The sequence below is a fragment of the Paraburkholderia sediminicola genome, assembly GCF_046030555.1.
In the GTDB taxonomy this organism is placed as follows: Bacteria; Pseudomonadota; Gammaproteobacteria; order Burkholderiales; family Burkholderiaceae; genus Paraburkholderia; species Paraburkholderia sediminicola_E.
Genome location: NZ_JAQQCH010000016.1, coordinates 101957 through 122356, shown reverse-complemented (window position 1 = coordinate 122356; position 20400 = coordinate 101957). Strand labels below are relative to the sequence as shown.

Genomic DNA, 20400 nt, shown 5'->3' with positions numbered 1-20400 from the left:
CCACCGGGTCTGTCTGCGGTTCTTTTCAGGCCCTACCTATGGTGTAATGCCGGCATGCAAGTGACTAGCCAGTTCAAGACCGTCGCGCTCGTCGGGCGCAACAATACGCCAGGCATCGGGGAGCCGCTGACCGCGCTCGCCTCGTGCATCGCGAAGCGCGGCTTCGAGGTCGTGTTCGAAGCCGACACCGCCGCCGAAATCGGCGTCACCGACTATCCGGCGCTGCGTCCCGCCGAGATCGGCGCGCGTGCCGACGTTGCCGTGGTGCTGGGCGGCGACGGCACGATGCTGGGCATCGGCCGCCAGCTTGCGCCCTACCGCACGCCGCTGATCGGCATCAACCACGGGCGGCTCGGCTTCATTACCGACATTCCGATCTCCGACATGCGCGAGATCGTGCCGCAAATGCTCGCCGGCAACTTCGAGCGCGAAGAGCGCATGTTGCTCGAAGCGCGCATCATGCGCGGCGGCGCCCCGATCTATCACGCGCTTGCCTTTAACGACGTGGTGGTCAACCGCAGCGGTTTCTCGGGGATGGCGGAACTGCATGTCTCGGTGGACGGGCGCTTCATGTACAACCAGCGCTCGGACGGCCTGATTGTCGCCACGCCCACGGGTTCGACCGCTTACGCGCTGTCCTCGCAGGGGCCGATCCTGCATCCGCAATTACAAGGCATCGTGCTGGTGCCGATCGCGCCGCATGCGTTGTCGAACCGGCCAATCGTGCTGCCGGACGATTCGAAGGTGAGCATCCAGATCGTCTCGGGCCGCGAAGTGAACGTCAATTTCGACATGCAGTCGTTCACTTCGCTGGAACTGGGCGACACGATCGAAGTGCGCCGCTCGCGTCATACGGTGCCGATGCTGCACCCGGTCGGCTACAGCCATTTCGCGACGCTGCGCAAGAAGTTGCACTGGAACGAATACCCGTCGCACGAAGAAGATCCCAAGCCCTGAGCGGCCAGACCGCCCGCCACCGGCCACCGGAATGCCGGCCACCGGAATGCCGGCCACCGGAATGCCGCCCGCCTGACTGTGAACGCCGCCGCTACCGAACCCTCAATCTCAAGCCCAATCGACGACCTCCATGCTTCGCCACCTCTCGATACGCGACTTCGTCATCGTCGCCGCGCTCGATCTCGAATTCGACAGCGGCTTTACCGTTTTCTCCGGCGAAACAGGCGCCGGCAAGTCGATCCTGATCGACGCGCTGGCCCTCGCGCTCGGCGCCCGTGCCGATGCGAGCGTGGTGCGCACCGGCGAGAGCCGCGCCGACATCACCGCGGAGTTCGAAGCGCATGCGCAAGTCGAGCAATGGCTCGACGAGCAGGCACTCGGCACGACCGCCGACGAGAGCCATCACGGCAGCACCGTGATGCTGCGTCGTGTGGTGGATGCGAACGGCCGCTCGCGTGCCTTTATCAACGGCACGGCGGCGACGCTTGCGCAGTTGCGCGAAGTCGGCGAGATGCTGGTGGACATTCATGGGCAGCATGCGCACCAGTTATTGATGCGCCCAGACGCGCAACGCGAACTGTTCGACACTCATGCCGGCCTCACGGAAACCGCGGCAACTGTCACGCGCGCATGGCGGTCGTGGCGTGAAAAGGTTCAGGCCATCGAGCATGCGCAAACGCGCGACCGCGAACTGCAACTGGAGCGTGAGCGCCTCGCCTGGCAACTCACCGAACTGGACAAACTTTCGCCACAACCTGGCGAATGGGAAGAGGTCAACAGCGAGCACCGTCGCCTGTCGCATTCAGCTAACCTGATCGATGGCGTTCAAGGCGCGCTCGGCGCGCTGTCCGAATCCGACGAGGCAATGATCACGCATCTCGCCTCGATCGTGTCGAAGGTGCGCGATCTGGCTGACATCGACCCGGCGCTGAACGACGTCCTGGCTGCGCTGGAGCCAGCCGAGATCCAGTTGCAGGAAGCGGCGTATTCGCTCAGCCATTACGCGCAGAAGCTCGAACTGGATCCTGACCGGCTCGCCCAGGTCGAAAAACGTCTCGACGCACTGCACTCGGCCGCACGCAAATTCCGCTTGCAACCTGAGACGCTGCCTGAAGAACACGAAGCGCGTCGAGCGCAACTTGCCGCGCTCGACGCCGCAGCCGATCTCGACAGCCTGCACGCAGCCGAAGCGAAAGCTAAAGAAGGCTTCCTCACCGAAGCGAAAAAACTGTCGAAGGCGCGCGTCAAGGCCGGTAAGGCTCTGGGCGCCGCAGTAACCACCGGCATGCAGGAATTGTCGATGAAAGGCGGCAGCTTCGAAGTGGCGCTGGTGCCGTTGCCGGAGGGTGGTGCGCACGGACTCGAGCAGGTCGAATTCCGCGTCGCCGGCCACGCCGGAGTACCGTTGCGGCCGCTCGCGAAGGTCGCTTCAGGTGGCGAACTGGCGCGGATCAGTCTCGCGTTGGCTGTCATTGCGAGCGCCGCGAGTCCGATACCGACACTGATCTTCGACGAAGTGGACACGGGGATCGGCGGTGGCGTCGCCGAAGTGGTTGGACGGCTGCTGCATCAACTCGGACAGGCGCGTCAGGTGTTGTGCGTCACGCACTTGCCGCAGGTCGCCGCGCGTGGCGATCATCATTTCCAGGTGGCGAAGGCAGGCAATGGCAAGGGCGGCACGGTTAGCAGCGTGACTTCGCTGGACAAGGCAAGCCGCGTCGAAGAAGTCGCACGGATGCTCGGCGGACTGGAGATCACCGCGACGACCCGCAAGCATGCAAAGGAAATGCTGGCGGCCTAGGAACCCGGGCTGAAAATCATCGCGGCCATCCGCGCACGCAAGACACGGTCGGCGGCCGGCGCCGTGGTGCACGCCACCGCTACGGGCAGTGCCGAGCGAATTCAGTTAGTCGCGGCGCGGGGGCAGCGCACCTTGCACCTGTCGTCTGGCACCTGGCCTCTTCCGCCTCAGCCAAACACCCGCTTCCAAAGCCCCAGCACCGCCTCTCGCTCAGTCACCACCAGCGCCGGGTCGACGCGCGCCTTCTCCATCCCGTCCAGCCGCAGCTTGTGCTGCAACTTGCGGTAGGTCCGATACGCCGCGCCGACGGTCTCCGCCTCCCCCTCACTCATCAAGCCGAAGCGCGACACTTCACGCAACAACGCGATGTTGCCGGTATTGCGGATCAGCTCGGGATCGCTTGCCGCATGCAGCAGCACCCAGTACTGCACGGTGAATTCGATATCGACCATGCCGCCGCGATCGTGCTTCAGGTCGAACAGCGCCGTATGATTCGGATGCCCCGTCTCGACGCGCTCGCGCATCTCGACGATTTCCTTCGCGAGCGGCGCAGCCTCGCGCGGCGTGGTCAGCACCTGTTCGCGAATCTGCTCGAATTTCGCGCCGATGTCGGCGTCGCCGGCACAGTAGCGCGCGCGACTCAACGCCTGATGCTCCCACACCCACGCGGTATTGGCGGCATCGCCTTCGCGCAGTTGATAACGGCGGAATGCGTCCAGATCGGTGACGAGCAGGCCCGACTCGCCGTTCGGCCGCAACCGCAAGTCGACATCGAACAAGGTGCCCGCACCGGTTGCCGTCGTCAGCCAGCTAATGAGTCGGCGAGTGTAGGTGGCGTAGACGTCGGCGGCGGCATCGTCCGGATCGTCGTAGAGGAAGATGATGTCGAGGTCGGACGCGTAACCGAGCTCCTTGCCGCCCAGCTTGCCGTAGGCGATCACCGCAAACTTCGGCACCTCGCGATGGCGTTTGGCCAACTGCTTCCAGACGGCTTCGAGCGTTACGTCGAGCACGGCGTCGGCGAGCTCGGACAGGCGGTCGCTCACATGCTCGACACTCAGCTTGCCGGCCAGGTCGATCAGCAGGATGCGGAACACCTCGGCCTGGTGCGCGTGACGCAGCAGATCCATCTGTTGCTCCACACCATCCGCCGCGGCCAGACGCAAGCGCAGCGTGCGCTTGAATTCAGGCCAGTCGAACGGACTGTCCATCGCCTCGTCGTCGAGGAGTTCGTCGAGCAATTGCGGGTGGCGAATCAGATAGCCGGCGGCCCAGCGCGAACCACCCAGCACCGACAGCACCCGATGCAGCGCTTGCGGATATTCGGTCAGCAACGCAAGGTACGCGCCACGCCGGCTCACGGCTTCGAGCAGGTCGAAGAAGCGCGCCACCGTATCGCCGCGCCGTTCGGGCGGCTCCAGCGTACGTGCGGCTTCCAGCGCCCGCTGCGCGACAATGTCGAACCGTTGCCGGCTACGCTCGGCGAGCCCCGCGTAACGCGACGACTGCCACACCGCGCGCAAGCGCGCCAGCAGTTCGCCCGGCTCGGGCACGCCCAGCTCGACCAGGCGCGCGCGGAGCGCTTCGTCAGCACTGTCGTCGGCGAGCGCGCTGCTCCATACCCACGCCGCCGCGCCGTCTTCCGGCGCGCCGCAACCATCGCGGCCACTCACCTTGTCGGCGAAAATCTGGTCGAACTGCTGTTCGACGAACTCGCGATGCGTGTCGAGCTTGAGCATCAGTTCGGCATAGTCGTCGCAACCCATGGCGTGCGCGAGCGCCACACGCTCCTCAGGATCGACCGGCATCGCGTGAGTTTGCGCGTCGTTGCGGTATTGCAAACGGTGCTCGAGTTCGCGCAAGAAACGGTACGCCTGGGAAAGCTTCACGCAGACCGAGGTGTCGATCAGTCCGTGCGTGGCCGCGTGCCGCAAAACGGCGAGCGTCGGACGCACCCGGAAGCCGGCATCCTGGCCGCCGCGGATCAGTTGAAATACCTGCGCGCTGAATTCGATTTCGCGGATGCCGCCGCGGCCCAGCTTGATGTCGTCGGCCTTGTCGGGCCGCATCGAGGCGCGCCGCTGCGCTTCCTGGCGAATCTGCAGATGCAGCGCGCGAATCGCGCTGATCACGCCGAAATCCAGATAGCGCCGATAGACGAACGGCATAACGATCGCGTCCAGCTGCTTCTGCAGCCGCTCCGCCGCCTCGCTCGCGCCTTCGGACACGAGCCGGCCCTTGATCCACGCATAGCGCTCCCACTCGCGGCCCTGCACGTAGAAATACTCTTCGAGCATGCCGAGGCTGCATACGAGCGGCCCCGAATCGCCGTTCGGCCGCAAGCGCATATCGACCCGGAACACGTAGCCGTCGGCGGTCACCTCGGCCAGTGCGCCAATCAGGCGCTTACCCAAACGCGCAAAAAAGTCCTGCGTCGCGATCGGCGAACGCTGACCGCCCGCGGTCTCACCGTCTTCTTCGTAGATAAAGATCAGGTCGATATCCGACGACACATTCAGCTCGCGGCCACCCAGCTTGCCCATCCCGACCACGCCGAGCGCGAGCCGCTCGCCCTGCGGTCCGCGCGGTTCGCCATAGAGCGTTTCGAGCTCGGCGGACACGACCGCCAGCGCACGCTGAATTGTTGTCTCCGCCAGATCGGTCATCGCGCCAGTGACTTCGGCGACATCCGCCTCGCCTGCCAGGTCACGCTCCATCACGGCGCAAAATACCTCAGTTCGCAACTGACGCAAGGCCCGTTTGAGTGCATCCTCGCTCAATGGACCCGCGCCCGCGCCGGCCGCCTCGGCGCACAGCACGTCGAAGCGCGCGTCGATCCGTTCACGTGTGAGGGGGGCGGACGCGAGCGCCGCCACATGGGCCACGATTTGCGGACGAGCCGCCGCGGCGCGTGCCGCGTAATGTGAATAGTTGGAACTCAGGAGAGTGGCGTCGGTCATCAAGGGTCTGGCTCGCTCGTTGCTTTATCAGCGTTGTTCAGTTCGCCGCAACACACAGGTCCGGTGGCCTCGCGCAGGTCGCGAGACGGCATGCAGAAAGGGTTTGCCGGAAGTTCGCCGACGCTTTCCCGTGTGTTACATTTCGTCGTTAATTCGCAAAACTACCATACGCCCACCCGCCGCAGCATGTCCGAGCGAAACGAATCCGCCGACCCGCACGAAACCAGGCAGGTCCGGCCCGCGAGCGGAAGCGCCCACGTGCTGCTGCATCGGACGTCCCACGTGGTGCTGGCGCTCGCGCTCGCCTTCTACTTCATCGCGGCAGGTCTCTTTTTCGGCTTGCGCTACGTGCTGCTGCCGCGCATCGATTCGTTCCGGCCGCGCATTGAAGCCACCGTCTCCGGGAAGCTGCACACGCAGTTCACCATCGGCAAGCTGGCGCCGCATTGGAGCGGCTTTCAGCCAGGACTCGACGTCACCGATATCGTCATCCGCGACCCTGAAGGCAAAGCGGCGCTGACCATTCCGCACGCCACCGCCACACTCTCGTGGAAGTCGCTTTGGCAATTCCACCCTGCGCTTTCCAGCCTGATCGTCGATCAGCCCGACGTGCTGGTGTCGCGCGGCAGCGACGGCGTGATTTCGGTAGCGGGCGTGCCGGTGCCGACCCGGCACAGCGGCAACGACACCCTCTCCACGTGGCTATTGCGGCAACAGGCGATCGTGGTGCGCGGCGGCGTGCTGCGCTGGCGCGATGCACAGCATGACGCACCGGAACTCGCCCTGCGCGACATCCGGATCGCGATTCTCAACGACGGCTACGATCACCGGCTCGCGTTGCAGGCGCCCGCCGACGGCCACGTCTTACACGGTCCGATCGATTTCCGCACGCATTTCAAACACGCCCGGCTCTCCGCGATCGGCAAACCCGTCAACTGGGCCGGCCAGGTCTATATGTCGACCGGTCCCGTCGATCTGCCGACCCTCGCGCGCTACATCAATTTCCCGATCGAGATGTTCGCCGGCCGCATCGACAATGCGATCTGGGCCGACTTCGCCGATGGCCACATGAAGTCCGCGAGCGGACAACTGGCCGGCATGGATGTCTCAATGCGGGTGCGCCCCACCCAACCCAAGCTGGTCGTGCCGGTGGCCAATTTCGCGTGGCGCCTCGAAGCAGACCAGGGCGACTACAAGCTGCAACTGAACGACTTGCACGCAGAACTGGGCCAGCCGCCGCTCGAAGACGGCACGCCGCTCACTCGCACCCTTGCACTATCCACACTGAGCGGCCGTTACCGGACGGCCTCGCTGCAGCATGGGCAACTCGTCAGCGTCAGCGGCGACCGTGTCGATCTGGGGATCCTCGCCGAATTCAGTCGCGCGCTGCCTCTGCCGCCGCGTTTGCTGAATAATCTCTTACGCTTCAATCCACGCGGACTCGTGGCGAACTATGTGATCGAGGTCGAACGCGGCAAACCGGAGTCGGGCGAAGCAGGCGTCGAACACCCGCCAAGCGGCGCCGAGCCGATCGAGCGCTATCGTTTCAAGGGCGATCTGCAGGGCATCAGCGTCGCCGCGCAGGAACCGCCGCCGGGGCTCACCCCATTGAATCACCCGCGCGCGGGTATTCCCGGTATCGAAAATCTGTGGGGCAGCGTCGACGCCGACGAAAATCACGGCACCGCCATACTCAACACCTCCAACGTCGCAATTACGCTGCCGGGGGTATTCGACGACCCGCGCCTGAAACTCGACCGTCTGCATGGCCGGGCAGACTGGACCATCACGCCGAAGGCGCCGGGCGAAAATCACCCTGCGTTCACCGTCAAGCTGGCCGACTTCGGCATCTCGAACGCGGACGCCGATGCCACCGCCACCGCCAATTACAGCAACCCGGGCCATGGGCGCGGCTCGCTCGACCTGAAAGCCGACTTCCAGCGCGCGCAGGTCACGCGCATCGTCCGCTATCTGCCCACCAGCATCAGCGAAAAGCTGCGCATCTACCTGGGCCACGGGCTGCAAGCCGGTGTATCGCGCGGCGCGACGATCGAAATACATGGCGATCTGACCAAATTCCCCTACTCCCGTGCGCCTGACGCCGGCATCTTCCATATCGTCGCGCCGTTCAAGGGCGGCAAGTTCGACCCTTCGCCGTACCCGCCGCGCAAGATGAAGAACGGCACACCGAACGTGTGGCCGCCGCTGGATGGCATCGACGGCGTGTTCGAACTCAAGCAGAACCTGCTGCGCTTCGACATTGACCGCGCCCATTACAAGCAGGTTGCACTGACCAGGGTGAACGGCAAAATCGACGATCTCGGCACTAAGGCGTCCAACCTCGTCATCGATGGCAACGGCCGGGGGCCGCTTGCGGACATGCTCGACTACGTCAACGAAAGTTCGCTCGGCATCATGGCCAAACATGAGACCGAGAAAGTGCGGGCCGAAGGGTCCGCGTCGCTGGCGCTCAAACTGACCGTGCCGCGCACGCCGCAGCCGCATATCGGTGTGGAAGGCGCGGTCGGCTTCCAGAACAATCGCCTGACTGTCGACAACGTGCCGCCGTTGTCGCAACTGAACGGCAAGGTGCGCTTTACCGAACATACCGCGCAGGTCGACCGGCTCTCGGGCCAGTTCCTCGGCGGCGACGTGCACGCGAACGGCGGCCTGAAACAGGACGGCACGTATGCGCTCGACCTCGGCGGCCACATCGCGGTCGACGCCGCGCGTGGCCTGAATCTGCATGGCCCGGCGGCGCAAGTGCTGACGCGCATGAGCGGCAGCGCGCCCTATGCGCTCAACGTGCGCGGCGCCAAGGGGCGGTTGCCGCAGGTCACGGCGAACTCCGATCTGAGCGGCCTCGCACTCGACTTCCCTGCGCCGTTCAACAAACCGGTCGGCACGCCCATGCCGCTGCACTTCGCGGTCAGTCCGTCCACCGACGCGAGCGAAGCCGGCCTGGAACGCGCCGACCTCACTTTCGGCCCGATCGCCGCCACTTACTTGCTGCGTTACCAGCCGAAAACGCCGCCGACGGTCGTGCGCGGCGCGATCGGCGTCAATAAGCCCGCCGACTTGCCGTCCGACGGCGTGATCGCCGCCGTCGATGTCGAAGCGTTCGACGCCGATGCCTGGCGCGCGCTTGTCACGCAGATGCGCAACAAGGATGCGCCAACGCCTGCGCCCGCAGCCGCCGCAGCCGCGCCGGCTGTGCCGAATCCGACCCTCGCGCAGTTCCTGCCGAGCCGCTTCGCGTTGCACGTCGGCACGCTGACGCTGCTCAAGCGGCACTGGGACAGCGTGATCGTCGGCGCGTCGCACGCGGACAATAAATGGCAGGCCAATATCGCCTCAAACCAGGTGTCGGGTCACGTTTCCTGGCTGCCGGGCGCGAACAAGGAATCTCCTGGCACGTTGCAGGCGCGCTTTGCTCGTGTAGTGATTCCGTCGGCCACCGACAAGGACCTGCTCGGCCAGGCCATGTCGGCGCCGGCGCAGAACATGCCGTCAATCGATCTGGTGGTCAACGAGTTGATCGTGCGCGATCGCGACATAGGCCGGCTTGAAGTGGACGCGCACAACTTCGAAGAAGACGGCGTGCCGGTCTGGCAACTCGACAAGCTCGACATCACCAACCCCGCCGCCACGCTGACCGCCACCGCAAACTGGCGTACTTCGACCGGCCTCGGCAACAGCGCCGACGAAACAACACCGCGCCGTACCGTGTTCGATTTCAAACTCGATATCAAGGACGCCGGCGGGCTGCTGGAGCGCTTCGGCCAGCCGCACACGCTCAAGGCCGGCAACGGCACGCTGTCGGGCAAGGTGGTGTGGCGCGGCGGCCCGACCACCATCGACTATCCGACGCTCAACGGCAATCTGGCCGTCGACCTGCGCCATGGTCAGATTCTCAAGGTCGACCCGGGCGTCGCGAAACTGCTGGGCGTGCTTAGCCTGCAAAGCCTCGCGCGCTTCGCCACCCTCAATTTCCGCGACGTGGTCGGCGAAGGGCTGCCATTCGAACGCGTCACCGGCACGGGCCAGATCCACAATGGCATTGGCCGCACCGAGAACTTCGAGATGGTGACAGCGCCGGCCCGCGCTGAAATGAAGGGCTCGGTGGATCTGGCGCAGGAAACCCAGGATCTGCACGTGCAGATCGTGCCAACCGTCAGCGCCGGCGCCGCCGTGATCGCCGCGACCGTGATCAATCCGCTACTCGGGCTCGGCGCGCTGGTGGCCGATCTGGCGTTCAGCAAATCGGTCTCCACGGCGTTTGCGCGCGAGTACGCGATCACCGGTCCGTGGTCGAAACCGCACATCGAGCGGGTGAAGAGCGATCGCGGTAAGATGGACGCTCCAGCTTCGACCGTGGAAGCGCACTGAGCTCGATCCGATCCTGTGTTTGATCAGAAGAGCGCCGTGGCGCGCCGCAGGCCCAAGCCAGTCTTGAACGACGTATGCGGTGCCAGCGGTTCGCGCCGCCGCCTTGCCGGGAGTTTTTCGAAACGCTCATGAGCGAAACACACGTCTTTTCATCCTCGTCCACCGCCTCGCCCAATGCGGCGTCCAGCGGGTCTTCCGAAAGCCCGTTCCGGGTTGCCGCGCTGCAAATGGTGAGTACGCCGGATCGCGAACGCAATCTGGCTGAAGCAGAGCGCCTGATCGCCGAAGCCGCCGCCGACGGCGCGCAACTTGTCCTGCTGCCCGAATACTTCTGCTTCATGGGCTTCAAGGACACGGACAAGCTCGCCGTGCGCGAGCCCTACCAGGACGGCCCGATCCAGCGCTTTCTCGCCGACGCCGCGCGCCGCCACAAGCTATGGGTGATCGGCGGCACCTTGCCGTTGATGTCGCAGGAACCGGCGCGCGTGCTGAACACCACGCTGGTGTTCGACCCGCAAGGCAACGAGGCCGCGCGCTACGACAAGATCCATCTGTTCAACTTCGAAAAGGGCGAGGAATCGTTCGACGAGGCGCGCACCATCTGCCCCGGCGGCGAAGTCCGCACCTTCGAGGCGCCGTTCGGCCGGGTCGGCCTGTCGGTCTGCTACGATCTGCGCTTTCCTGAGCTTTACCGGCGCATGGGCGACTGCGCGCTGATCGTGGTGCCGTCGGCATTCACCTACACCACCGGCCGCGCGCATTGGGAAATGTTGCTGCGCGCCCGGGCGGTCGAAAACCAGTGTTACGTGCTGGCCGCCGCACAGGGCGGAAAACATGAAAACGGCCGCCGGACATGGGGCCACAGCATGCTGATCGACCCGTGGGGCGAAATCGTCGCGGTGCGTGACGAAGGCGCCGGCGTGGTCGCCGGCAATCTCGAGCGTGCGCGCATCGACGAAGTGCGGCAGAGCCTGCCCGCCTGGCGTCACCGCGTGCTGAGTTGCTGATGTGTTACCTGACATTGAAAGTGCGGCGCCTGTCACTCATATAGTGATCGTGGTGCTAACCGAATCCTTCGTATCGAGCAGAACATACTTCGCATGAACATCATCGAACCCGGTATCCGTAATCTCGCCACCGCCAAGGACATCCTCCTGACGCCCTACGGTCTCGACGAATCCCTGCTGACCCGCACGCTCGCCGAAATCTTCACGCACAAGATCGATTACGCCGACCTGTACTTCCAGTACACGCGCAGCGAAGCGTGGAGTCTCGAGGAAGGCATCGTGAAGTCGGGCAGCTTCAGCATCGACCAGGGCGTTGGCGTGCGCGCCGTGTCGGGCGACCGCACGGCCTTCGCCTATTCGGACGACCTGTCGCCCGAAGCGATCCGCCAGGCGGCGCTCGCCACCCGTTCGATTGCCAAGGCGGGCGGCGGCAAGCAGAAGATCAAGGCGGCCTCGTCGCTGACCGGCATTGCCGGGCGCGATCTGTACCTGCCGTCCGATCCGCTGCATTCGCTCGACGCAACCGCCAAGGTCAAGCTGCTCGAGCGCATCGAAAAGATGGCGCGTGGCCGCGACCCGCGTATCCAGCAAGTCATGGCAGGCCTCGCCGGCGAATACGACGTGGTGCTGGTGGCGCGCAGCGACGGCGGTTTTGCAGCCGATATCCGTCCGCTGGTGCGTGTGTCGGTCACGGTGATCGCCGAACAGAACGGCCGCCGCGAAATCGGCAGCGGCGGCGGCGGTGGCCGCTTCGACTACGGCTACTTCACCGACGAAGTGCTGTCGAGCTATGTCGACGACGCGGTGCATGCCGCACTGGTGAATCTCGACGCCCGCCCGGCTCCGGCCGGCGCAATGACCGTCGTGCTCGGACCGGGCTGGCCGGGGGTGCTGCTGCACGAAGCAATCGGTCACGGCCTTGAAGGCGACTTCAACCGCAAAGGATCGTCGGCGTTCGCGGGTCGAATCGGCGAGCAGGTTGCCGCCAAGGGTGTCACGGTGGTCGACGACGGCACGCTGCCGAATCGCCGCGGCTCGCTGAACATCGACGACGAAGGCAATCCAACCCAATGCACGACGTTGATCGAAGACGGCATCCTGAAGGGCTACATCCAGGACACGCTGAACGCGCGCCTGATGAAAATGCCGGTCACCGGTAACGCGCGCCGCGAGTCGTACGCCGCCCTGCCAATGCCGCGCATGACCAACACGTACATGCTCAACGGCGACAAAGACCCGCAGGAAATCATCGCGTCCGTGAAGAACGGCTTGTACGCGGTGAACTTCGGCGGCGGCCAGGTCGACATTACGAACGGCAAGTTCGTGTTTTCGGCGTCCGAGGCGTACATGATCGAAAACGGCAAGGTCACCTACCCGGTCAAGGGCGCGACGCTGGTCGGCAGCGGCCCGGAATCGCTCAAGTTCGTCAGCATGATCGGCAACGACATGAAGCTCGATTCGGGCGTCGGCGTGTGCGGCAAGGAAGGCCAGAGCGTGCCGGTGGGCGTCGGTCAGCCGACGCTGCGCATCGACCGGATGACGGTCGGCGGTACCGCCTGATTTCGATGTAGACGCATACTTCGTGCACGCAATGCGCAAAGTATGCGGATTTACCGCATTTTTGTACCTTGCAGCTTGCCAGCCCAGCTTGCCCGGGTTATAAAGTCATTCACCCTTTTTGACCAGCGACCTATTTCGCCATGTCCGCCAAGTTTTACTTTTACTTTTTTTGGCATCTCAGACCGCTGGCGGATCGAGAGGGGTGTTAGTGCACGCAAGACACCCAGAATTCACGAAAACCGCCAGCTAGCCTGGCGGTTTTTTTTCGCCTCACGTCTTTGAAATTTTTGCCGTTGAAATCTTTTTGATTGTTGTTCGCCGTGGCATCGCTGCCTGATTGCCGTCTGATCGCAGCCTTCATTGCCCGCGCGAACACGCTACGACCGATTCAGGAGAACAAGCATGCCCCCGCACAACACCGACGATGTCCGCATCCGCGAATTGAAAGAACTCACGCCGCCCGCTCACCTGATCCGCGAATTCGCTTGCGACGAAACGGTGTCCGACGTGATCTACAACTCGCGCAACGCGATGCATCGCATCCTGCACGGCATGGAAGACCGTCTGATCGTCATCATCGGACCGTGCTCGATTCACGATACGAAAGCGGCGATGGAATACGCCGGGCGTCTAGTCGAACAGCGCAAGCGCTTCGCCGGCGAACTCGAAATCGTGATGCGGGTGTACTTCGAAAAACCGCGTACGACGGTGGGCTGGAAGGGTCTCATCAACGACCCGCATATGGACAATAGCTTCAAGATCAACGACGGCCTGCGCACCGCGCGCGAGTTGCTGCTGCGTATCAACGAACTCGGCCTGCCGGCCGGCACCGAATACCTCGACATGATCAGCCCGCAGTACATCGCCGATCTGATCTCATGGGGCGCAATTGGCGCGCGTACGACCGAATCGCAAGTGCACCGTGAACTGGCTTCGGGACTGTCGTGCCCGGTCGGCTTCAAGAACGGCACGGACGGCAACGTCAAGATCGCCGTCGACGCGATCAAGGCCGCCTCGCAGCCGCACCATTTCCTGTCCGTCACCAAGGGTGGCCACTCGGCGATCGTCTCGACCGCCGGCAACGAGGATTGCCACATCATCCTGCGCGGCGGCAAGACGCCGAACTACGACGCGGACAGCGTCAATACGGCATGCGCCGATATCGGCAAAGCGGGTCTCGCGGCGCGTCTGATGATCGACGCAAGCCACGCCAACAGCTCGAAGAAGCACGAAAACCAGATTCCGGTGTGCGCGGATATCGGCCGCCAGATTGCTTCGGGTGACGAACGGATTGTCGGTGTGATGGTGGAGTCGCACCTGATCGCGGGGCGTCAGGATCTGCAGGAAGGCTGCGCGCTGACATACGGCCAGAGCATCACCGATGCGTGCATCGGTTGGGATGAAAGCATCGCTGTGCTGGAAGGTCTCGCCGAAGCGGTCAAGCAGCGACGTGTGGCGCGCGGCAGCGGCAACTAGAACGTCGCTTCGCGCCCCTGCGCGATTGCTGAAGTTGGCTCAACGAAAACCCGGCTCAAGCAGCCGGGTTTTTTATTAGCCGAACGGACGAATGGTGCGCCATGCGCCGCCTCTGTACCGTAACAACTCGTTGCCGGGTCGGATACGACTTGACCAGGCTGGGTGTTGCGTATAATATTTTGTACACGAAGGGCGGCTATGGAGCAGGAAAAAGAACTCCGCTGGATGGGCTCCAGCTATTGCGATTTACTCGCCTTTCCCGAAGAACCGCGTCGTCGGGCCGGATTTCAGCTTGGCAAGATTCAGGCAGGACTGGACCCCGACGATTGGAAGCCGTTTGATTCGATCGGCGCTGGAACACGCGAGATTCGCATCAAGGAGGCTGACGGTATTTACCGCGTGATGTATGTCACCAAGTTCGTGGAGGCGTTGTATGTGCTGCACTGCTTCCAGAAGAAAACGCAGAAGCTGGGGCCGCAGGATAGAAAGATTGCCGAGATGCGGTACCGCGCCATTATTAATGATAGGAAAACTTAGCAAATGACGATCGACACGAAAATCCGTCACGTAACAAAGCCTGGCGCGAACCTGTTCCTCGAACTCGGTTTCTCCGCCGCAGAGGCGAAGCGCTTGCACGCGGCGTCGCAGAAACAGATCAACGACACGCGGCTGCTCAAGGAGCAGTTGATGACCGAGCTGTCCAGCTGGATAGAACAGCATCATCTGAAGCAGGCTGAGGCGGCTGAGATTCTGATGGTGTCGCGTCCGCGCGTGTCAGATGTGGTCAACAAGAAGACCACCAAGTTCACTATCGATACCCTGGTCGAAATGATGAGCCGGATCGGCAAGCCGGTCACCCTGGCTGTCGGGTAAAGCGCACGCACGCCCTCGCGTGCTTTCACACGTAGCTCGCCATGCGTCCTCGCTTCACTGCACCACGCCTGAACCGAACACTTCGGTATGAATCCGCGCAGCATCCACACCGAGCGTGGCCAACGCCTCGCATTGCGCGCGCATGAACGGAACCGGCCCACAGATGTAGTAATCCGCATCGGAAACGATCACCTTGCCGGCGACTTTCGCGAGATCGAGGCGGCCTTCGAAGTCGTAGTCGGTACCAGCGCGATCACCTGCTTCAATGGCTTCGTAGAACACCGCACGCGTCACGTTGGGATGCACCGCAACCGTATCGTTCAGCCACTGCCGGAACGCATGCACGCGGCCATTGCGGCAGGCGTGCACGAAGCTCACATCGCGCTCGCTCCGATCGGCGAGTAACGTGGACAGCATCGAGGTCATTGGGGTCACGCCTACGCCGCCGCTCATCAGCACCACGGGCGTCGTCTTTTTGCGGTCCAGCGTGAAATCGCCCGTTGGCGCGCTGACGTGCACCACCGCGCCCACGTCCACATCGTCGTGCAAGAGATTCGATACATGGCCGGGCGCCGTGTCTTTGTGACCGGCCTCGCGCTTCACCGAAATCCGCAGCCAGTTACCGTTAGGTGCATCCGACAAGCTGTACTGCCGCGGCTGATCGACGCCGAGTTTATCCACGAAACGCTTCACGCTCAGATATTGGCCTGGCTCGAAGTCGCAGGCCGGCGAGCCGTCGGCGGGCGTCAGATAGAAAGATGTGATTTCATCGCTCTCCACTTCCTTGCGCGCAATCCTGAACGGCCGGAAGCCGCTCCACGCCGCACCTTCGTAGAGCTTTGCCTCCGCGCCGATGAAAATATCCGCGAGCTGCCCATACGCGACTTCCCATGCGCCGAGCGTCTCCTGATCGACTGCGTCGCCGAGTACATCGACCATTGCGCCCAACAGGTGGCGTCCGACGATCGGATACTGCTCCGGCCGGATATTCAGACTCGCGTGCTTATGAGCGATTCGCGAGACGGTCGGTCCCAGCGCACCGAGGTTGTCAATATTGGCGGCATACGCATACACCGCCTTCGCCAGCGTTTCCGGCTGATTGCCGCTCGTCTGATGAGTCTGGTTAAACACATTCTTCAACTCAGGATGGTGCGCGAACATGCGCTTGTAGAAGTGTTTGGTGATGATCGTGCCGTGCACGGCAAGCACGGGAACGGTGGCTTTGACGCGGGCGATCTGGTCGGCGGTGAGAGCGGTCATAAAACTTCCCCTTAAAGATTCATTTACAATACCTTTTTAAGGGGAAGTTTTATCCCGGACAGATTGTCGCAGCGCTTAAGGGACTAAAACGCGGACTAAAACGTGGACCAAAGCGCGGCGTTAGCCGGCGCCGCGATCGTGCTGCCATAACACGTCGCTGCCGCCGTCCGCGCGATTGAGCACGCGCGCGAGCACGAACAGCAGGTCGGACAGCCGGTTCACATACTGGCGCGGTGCTTCATTGACAGCCTCGCCTTCACCGAGGGCGACGATCGACCGTTCGGCACGCCGGCACACCGTGCGGCACACGTGCGCAAGCGCGGCCGCGCGCGAGCCGCCCGGCAGAATGAATTCCTTCAACGGCGGCAGGGTCGCGTTGTAATCGGCCAGCCAGTTGTCGAGTTGGCCAAGATGCTTGTCGGTAATTATCGTATGGCCGGGGATGCAGAGTTCGCCGCCAAGATCGAACAGGTCGTGCTGAATCGCCACCAGCGCTGCCCGCACGTTGTCGGGCAGCATTTCGCACAGCAGCACGCCGAGATTCGAATTGAGTTCATCGACGTCGCCGATTGCCGCGATACGCACGCTGTCTTTGCGCACGCGGCGGCCGTCGCCGAGACCGGTGGTGCCGTCGTCGCCCGTACGGGTAGCGATCTTGCTCAAGCGATTGCCCATGGTGTCTCCGATCCATTCATTCAGTGACGATGCGCCAACGCGGCGCCGGTGAGTCCATCCAGCGAACCCGGCAAGTCAGCCAAGGGGGGTCACCGCGTTAGCCACCGCGTTTATCCATATTGCGCGCATCGTGGGGTCGCCGCCATTATAAAAGCGGGGAGCCGCCTCCGACGCCGGTCCGTGGGCGATCGGCGTAAAATGAAACACAAGCTGCAGAACAGCTCCGCCCCAATATCAGGAGACATGCGTGAATCATCCCGTGCCGCCGGCCCCGCTACGCCGGCCGTTTCCCGCCGAGTTGCTGACTGCACTCAAAGCCGCTTTCGGCGAACGCGTGTCCACGGCAGAAGCCGTACGCGCCCATCATGGCCGCGACGAATCGCCGTTCGATCCCCAACTGCCCGACGCCGTCGTATTCGCGCGCAATACGGAAGACGTGCAAACCATCGTCAAGCTGTGTGGCCAGTACAACGTGCCGATCATTCCCTACGGTAACGGTTCGTCGCTCGAAGGACATCTGCTGGCGGTGCAAGGCGGTGTGTCGATCGATCTGTCGGAAATGAACCGCGTGTTGTCGATCAACGCCGAAGACCTGACCGTCACGGTCGAACCCGGCATCTCGCGCAAGCAGTTGAACGAAGCGCTGCGCGACACCGGCCTGTTTTTCCCGATCGATCCGGGTGCTGACGCGAGTATCGGCGGCATGTCGGCTACGCGCGCCTCCGGTACCAATGCCGTACGCTACGGCACGATGCGCGAAAACGTACTCGGGCTGACGGTGGTTCTCGCCGACGGCCGCGTGATCAAAACCGGCACGCGCGCGCGCAAGTCGTCGGCCGGTTATGACCTCACACGTCTGTTCGTCGGCTCGGAAGGCACGCTCGGCGTCATTACCGAAATCACCGTCCGGCTGTATCCGCAGCCGGAGGCGGTCTCGGCCGCGGTCTGCACGTTCCCGTCGATGGGCGATGCGGTGCGCGCGGTCATCGAAACGATTCAGATGGGCGTACCGATTGCGCGCGTCGAGTTCGTCGACTCGCTCGCGATCCGCTCGATCAACCGCCATTCGAATCTGACCTTACGTGAAGCGCCCACGCTCTTCTTCGAATTCCACGGCACCGAAGCCGGTGTGAAAGAGCAAGCCGAACTGGTGCAGGAGCTTACCGCGCAGAATGCCGGCGAAGATTTCGAATGGGCGACCCGGCCGGAAGACCGCAGCCGTCTGTGGAATGCGCGTCACAACGCCTATTTCGCGATGCTGCAACTGAAACCCGGCTGCCGCGCCGTCACAACCGATGTCTGCGTGCCGATCTCGCGTCTCGCGGAATGCGTGGTGGAAACCGAGCAGGATCTGAAGGCGTCGCCGCTGCCCTGCCCGATCGTCGGCCATGTGGGCGACGGCAACTTCCACGTCGCGATCCTGATCGACCCGAACAAGCCTGAAGAGCTCGTCGAAGCTGAGCGCCTGAACCGTCGCATTGTGCAGCGCGCGCTGCGCATGGACGGCACCTGCACGGGCGAGCACGGTGTCGGTCTGCACAAGATGAACTTCCTGCTCGAAGAACACGGTGAAGCCGCCGTCGACACGATGCGCTCCATCAAGCATGCGCTCGATCCGCGCAATCTGATGAACCCGGGCAAGATCTTTTCCTGGGCAGCTTGAGGCGTCATCAAGACCGGGATACGGCAGTGGCGACGCCGGCTGCCGTATCACCCGGCTTGACCGGGCACGCAGGGTGAAAGACACGAGGAGACAAGTCATATGAACGCACCCGTCGAACTGACGGCCGAAGTTCTCGCCCAGCGCCAGCGCGAAGTCGTGCAGGCGCTGATGGCCGTGCTGCCAACCCACTGTCTGCTGTATCGCGAAGAAGACACTGTCGCCTACGATTGCGACGGCCTCGCCGCCTATCGGCGTCTGCCGCTCGCGGTCGCATTGCCCGAGACGGAATCGCAGGTGCAGCGCATCGTGCAGATCTGTCATCGGCTCGATGTGCCGATCGTGCCGCGCGGCGCGGGCACCGGTTTGTCCGGCGGAGCGATGCCGATTCGTCACGGGGTGGTGGTGTCGCTCGCGCGCTTTCGCAAGATCGTCGAAGTCGATTCGTACGCCCGAACCGCCACCGTGCAACCGGGTGTGCGCAATCTGTCGATTTCCGAAGCCGCCGCGCCGTATGGCCTTTACTACGCGCCCGATCCATCGTCGCAGATCGCCTGCACGATCGGCGGCAATGTCTCCGAGAATTCGGGCGGCGTGCACTGTCTCAAGTACGGCCTCACCGTGCACAACGTGCTGCGTGTACGCGCCGTGACGATGGAAGGCGAAATCGTCGAATTCGGTTCGCTCGCGCCCGACGCGCCAGGGCTCGATCTGCTCGCGGTGCTGATCGGCAGCGAAGGCATGTTCGCAATCGTCACCGAAGTCACCGTCAAGCTGATTCCGAAGCCGCAAACGGCACAGGTCATCATGGCCAGTTTCGACGACGTCGTGAAAGGCGGCAACGCGGTTGCTGGCATCATTGCAGCGGGCATCATTCCGGCTGGCTTGGAGATGATGGACAAACCGGCTACGCGCGCCGTCGAAGAGTTCGTCAAAGCCGGCTACGACCTCGACGCGGCGGCAATCCTGCTGTGCGAATCGGACGGCACGCCGGAAGAAGTGGCCGACGAAATCGTGCGCATGACCGCGGTGCTGCGCGAACAGGGCGCAACGCGCATCCAGATTTCACGTTCGGAAAACGAACGGCTACGCTTCTGGTCCGGGCGCAAGAATGCGTTTCCGGCAGCAGGCCGCATCTCGCCTGACTACTACTGTATGGACGGCACCGTGCCGCGCCGCAGTATCGGACCGTTGCTGGCGCGCATTGAAGTGATGGAGAAGAAATACGGCTTGCGTTGCATCAACGTATTCCACGCCGGCGACGGCAATATGCACCCGCTGATTCTGTTCAACGGCAACGATAAGGATGAGTGGCACCGGGCCGAAGCCTTCGGTTGCGACATTCTCGAAACGTGCGTCGAACTAGGCGGCACGGTGACCGGCGAGCACGGCGTGGGGATCGAGAAAATCAATTCGATGTGCGTGCAATTTTCACCCGAGGAGCGCGACGCGTTTCACGCGGTCAAACGCGCCTTCGATGCGCCGGGCTTACTCAATCCCGACAAGGGCATTCCCACCCGCGCCCGCTGCGCCGAATACGGCAAGATGCATGTGCGCGGCGGTCTGCTGCCACATCCGGACCTGCCGCGGTTCTAAGGCGTCTGCGGGCTTGCCCGCGCACCGCGCGGCTGGGGGCGCCTATGACGGGGGCGCGCCGCCGCGCCGCCTATTCCCCCCGCCCGGCGCAGTTCCTTCACCCCGCTCTTACTGCTCCCACGCCTCTCCGACGCACCGCGCATAGCCCGCGCTGGCGCTTCTTCCCAGCTCCCACCCTGATTACCC

At 63.4% G+C, this 20400-nt stretch carries 13 protein-coding genes; 10 read left to right on the top strand and 3 right to left on the bottom strand.

All coding sequences use genetic code 11. From position 1 onward, the window contains the following. The first annotated feature begins 54 nt into the window (after positions 1-54). Together PQQ52_RS22575 and recN are read left to right on the top strand one after the other, a co-directional pair. Positions 55-957, top strand: coding sequence for an NAD kinase (locus tag PQQ52_RS22575; protein ID WP_408216072.1), 903 nt, complete (start codon positions 55-57; stop codon positions 955-957). A 130-nt stretch (positions 958-1087) separates the two neighbouring features. Next, entirely contained in the window at positions 1088-2758 is a 1671-nt protein-coding gene (recN, locus tag PQQ52_RS22570; protein WP_408216069.1) for a DNA repair protein RecN, read from the top strand. A 167-nt stretch (positions 2759-2925) separates the two neighbouring features. Here the strand turns inward: recN and glnE are convergent, their stop codons facing one another. Next, positions 2926-5718 (bottom strand): bifunctional [glutamate--ammonia ligase]-adenylyl-L-tyrosine phosphorylase/[glutamate--ammonia-ligase] adenylyltransferase, encoded by a 2793-nt coding sequence (gene glnE, locus PQQ52_RS22565; protein ID WP_408216066.1) that lies wholly within the window; start codon positions 5716-5718, stop codon positions 2926-2928. A 186-nt stretch (positions 5719-5904) separates the two neighbouring features. Between glnE and PQQ52_RS22560 the strand changes: the two genes are divergently transcribed. The 6 genes from PQQ52_RS22560 (at position 5905) to PQQ52_RS22535 (ending at position 15023) form a co-directional block, all read left to right on the top strand. Then, positions 5905-10107 carry a YhdP family protein gene (locus PQQ52_RS22560; protein WP_408216063.1) on the top strand — a complete coding sequence of 1401 codons (4203 nt, stop codon included), beginning with the start codon at positions 5905-5907 and terminating at the stop codon, positions 10105-10107. Between the two features lie 128 nt (positions 10108-10235). Continuing rightward, entirely contained in the window at positions 10236-11114 is an 879-nt protein-coding gene (locus tag PQQ52_RS22555; RefSeq protein ID WP_408216060.1) for a carbon-nitrogen hydrolase family protein, read from the top strand. Positions 11115-11207: 93 nt separating this feature from the next. Continuing rightward, the gene (gene tldD / locus PQQ52_RS22550) at positions 11208-12674 is read left to right on the top strand and encodes a metalloprotease TldD (RefSeq protein ID WP_408216058.1); all 1467 of its coding nucleotides are present in this window, start codon (positions 11208-11210) and stop codon (positions 12672-12674) included. A gap of 402 nt (positions 12675-13076) precedes the next feature. Continuing rightward, positions 13077-14150 (top strand): 3-deoxy-7-phosphoheptulonate synthase AroG, encoded by a 1074-nt coding sequence (aroG, locus tag PQQ52_RS22545; protein WP_408216056.1) that lies wholly within the window; start codon positions 13077-13079, stop codon positions 14148-14150. Positions 14151-14348: 198 nt separating this feature from the next. After that, positions 14349-14687 (top strand): type II toxin-antitoxin system RelE/ParE family toxin, encoded by a 339-nt coding sequence (locus tag PQQ52_RS22540; RefSeq protein ID WP_408216053.1) that lies wholly within the window; start codon positions 14349-14351, stop codon positions 14685-14687. Between the two features lie 3 nt (positions 14688-14690). Further along, positions 14691-15023, top strand: a complete 333-nt coding sequence (locus PQQ52_RS22535; RefSeq protein ID WP_325046909.1) for a helix-turn-helix domain-containing protein — start codon at positions 14691-14693, stop codon at positions 15021-15023. A gap of 54 nt (positions 15024-15077) precedes the next feature. Here the strand turns inward: PQQ52_RS22535 and hmpA are convergent, their stop codons facing one another. Both hmpA and PQQ52_RS22525 read right to left on the bottom strand, forming a co-directional pair. Further along, entirely contained in the window at positions 15078-16283 is a 1206-nt protein-coding gene (gene hmpA / locus PQQ52_RS22530) for an NO-inducible flavohemoprotein (RefSeq protein WP_408216050.1), read from the bottom strand. A 120-nt stretch (positions 16284-16403) separates the two neighbouring features. Continuing rightward, positions 16404-16958, bottom strand: coding sequence for a cob(I)yrinic acid a,c-diamide adenosyltransferase (locus PQQ52_RS22525; RefSeq protein ID WP_408216047.1), 555 nt, complete (start codon positions 16956-16958; stop codon positions 16404-16406). Between the two features lie 247 nt (positions 16959-17205). Between PQQ52_RS22525 and PQQ52_RS22520 the strand changes: the two genes are divergently transcribed. Further along, positions 17206-18621, top strand: a complete 1416-nt coding sequence (locus PQQ52_RS22520; RefSeq protein ID WP_408216044.1) for an FAD-linked oxidase C-terminal domain-containing protein — start codon at positions 17206-17208, stop codon at positions 18619-18621. A 99-nt stretch (positions 18622-18720) separates the two neighbouring features. Next, a complete protein-coding gene (locus PQQ52_RS22515) occupies positions 18721-20214 on the top strand; it encodes an FAD-linked oxidase C-terminal domain-containing protein (RefSeq protein WP_408216041.1) in 1494 nt (497 codons plus the stop codon). Positions 20215-20400 lie beyond the last annotated feature (186 nt).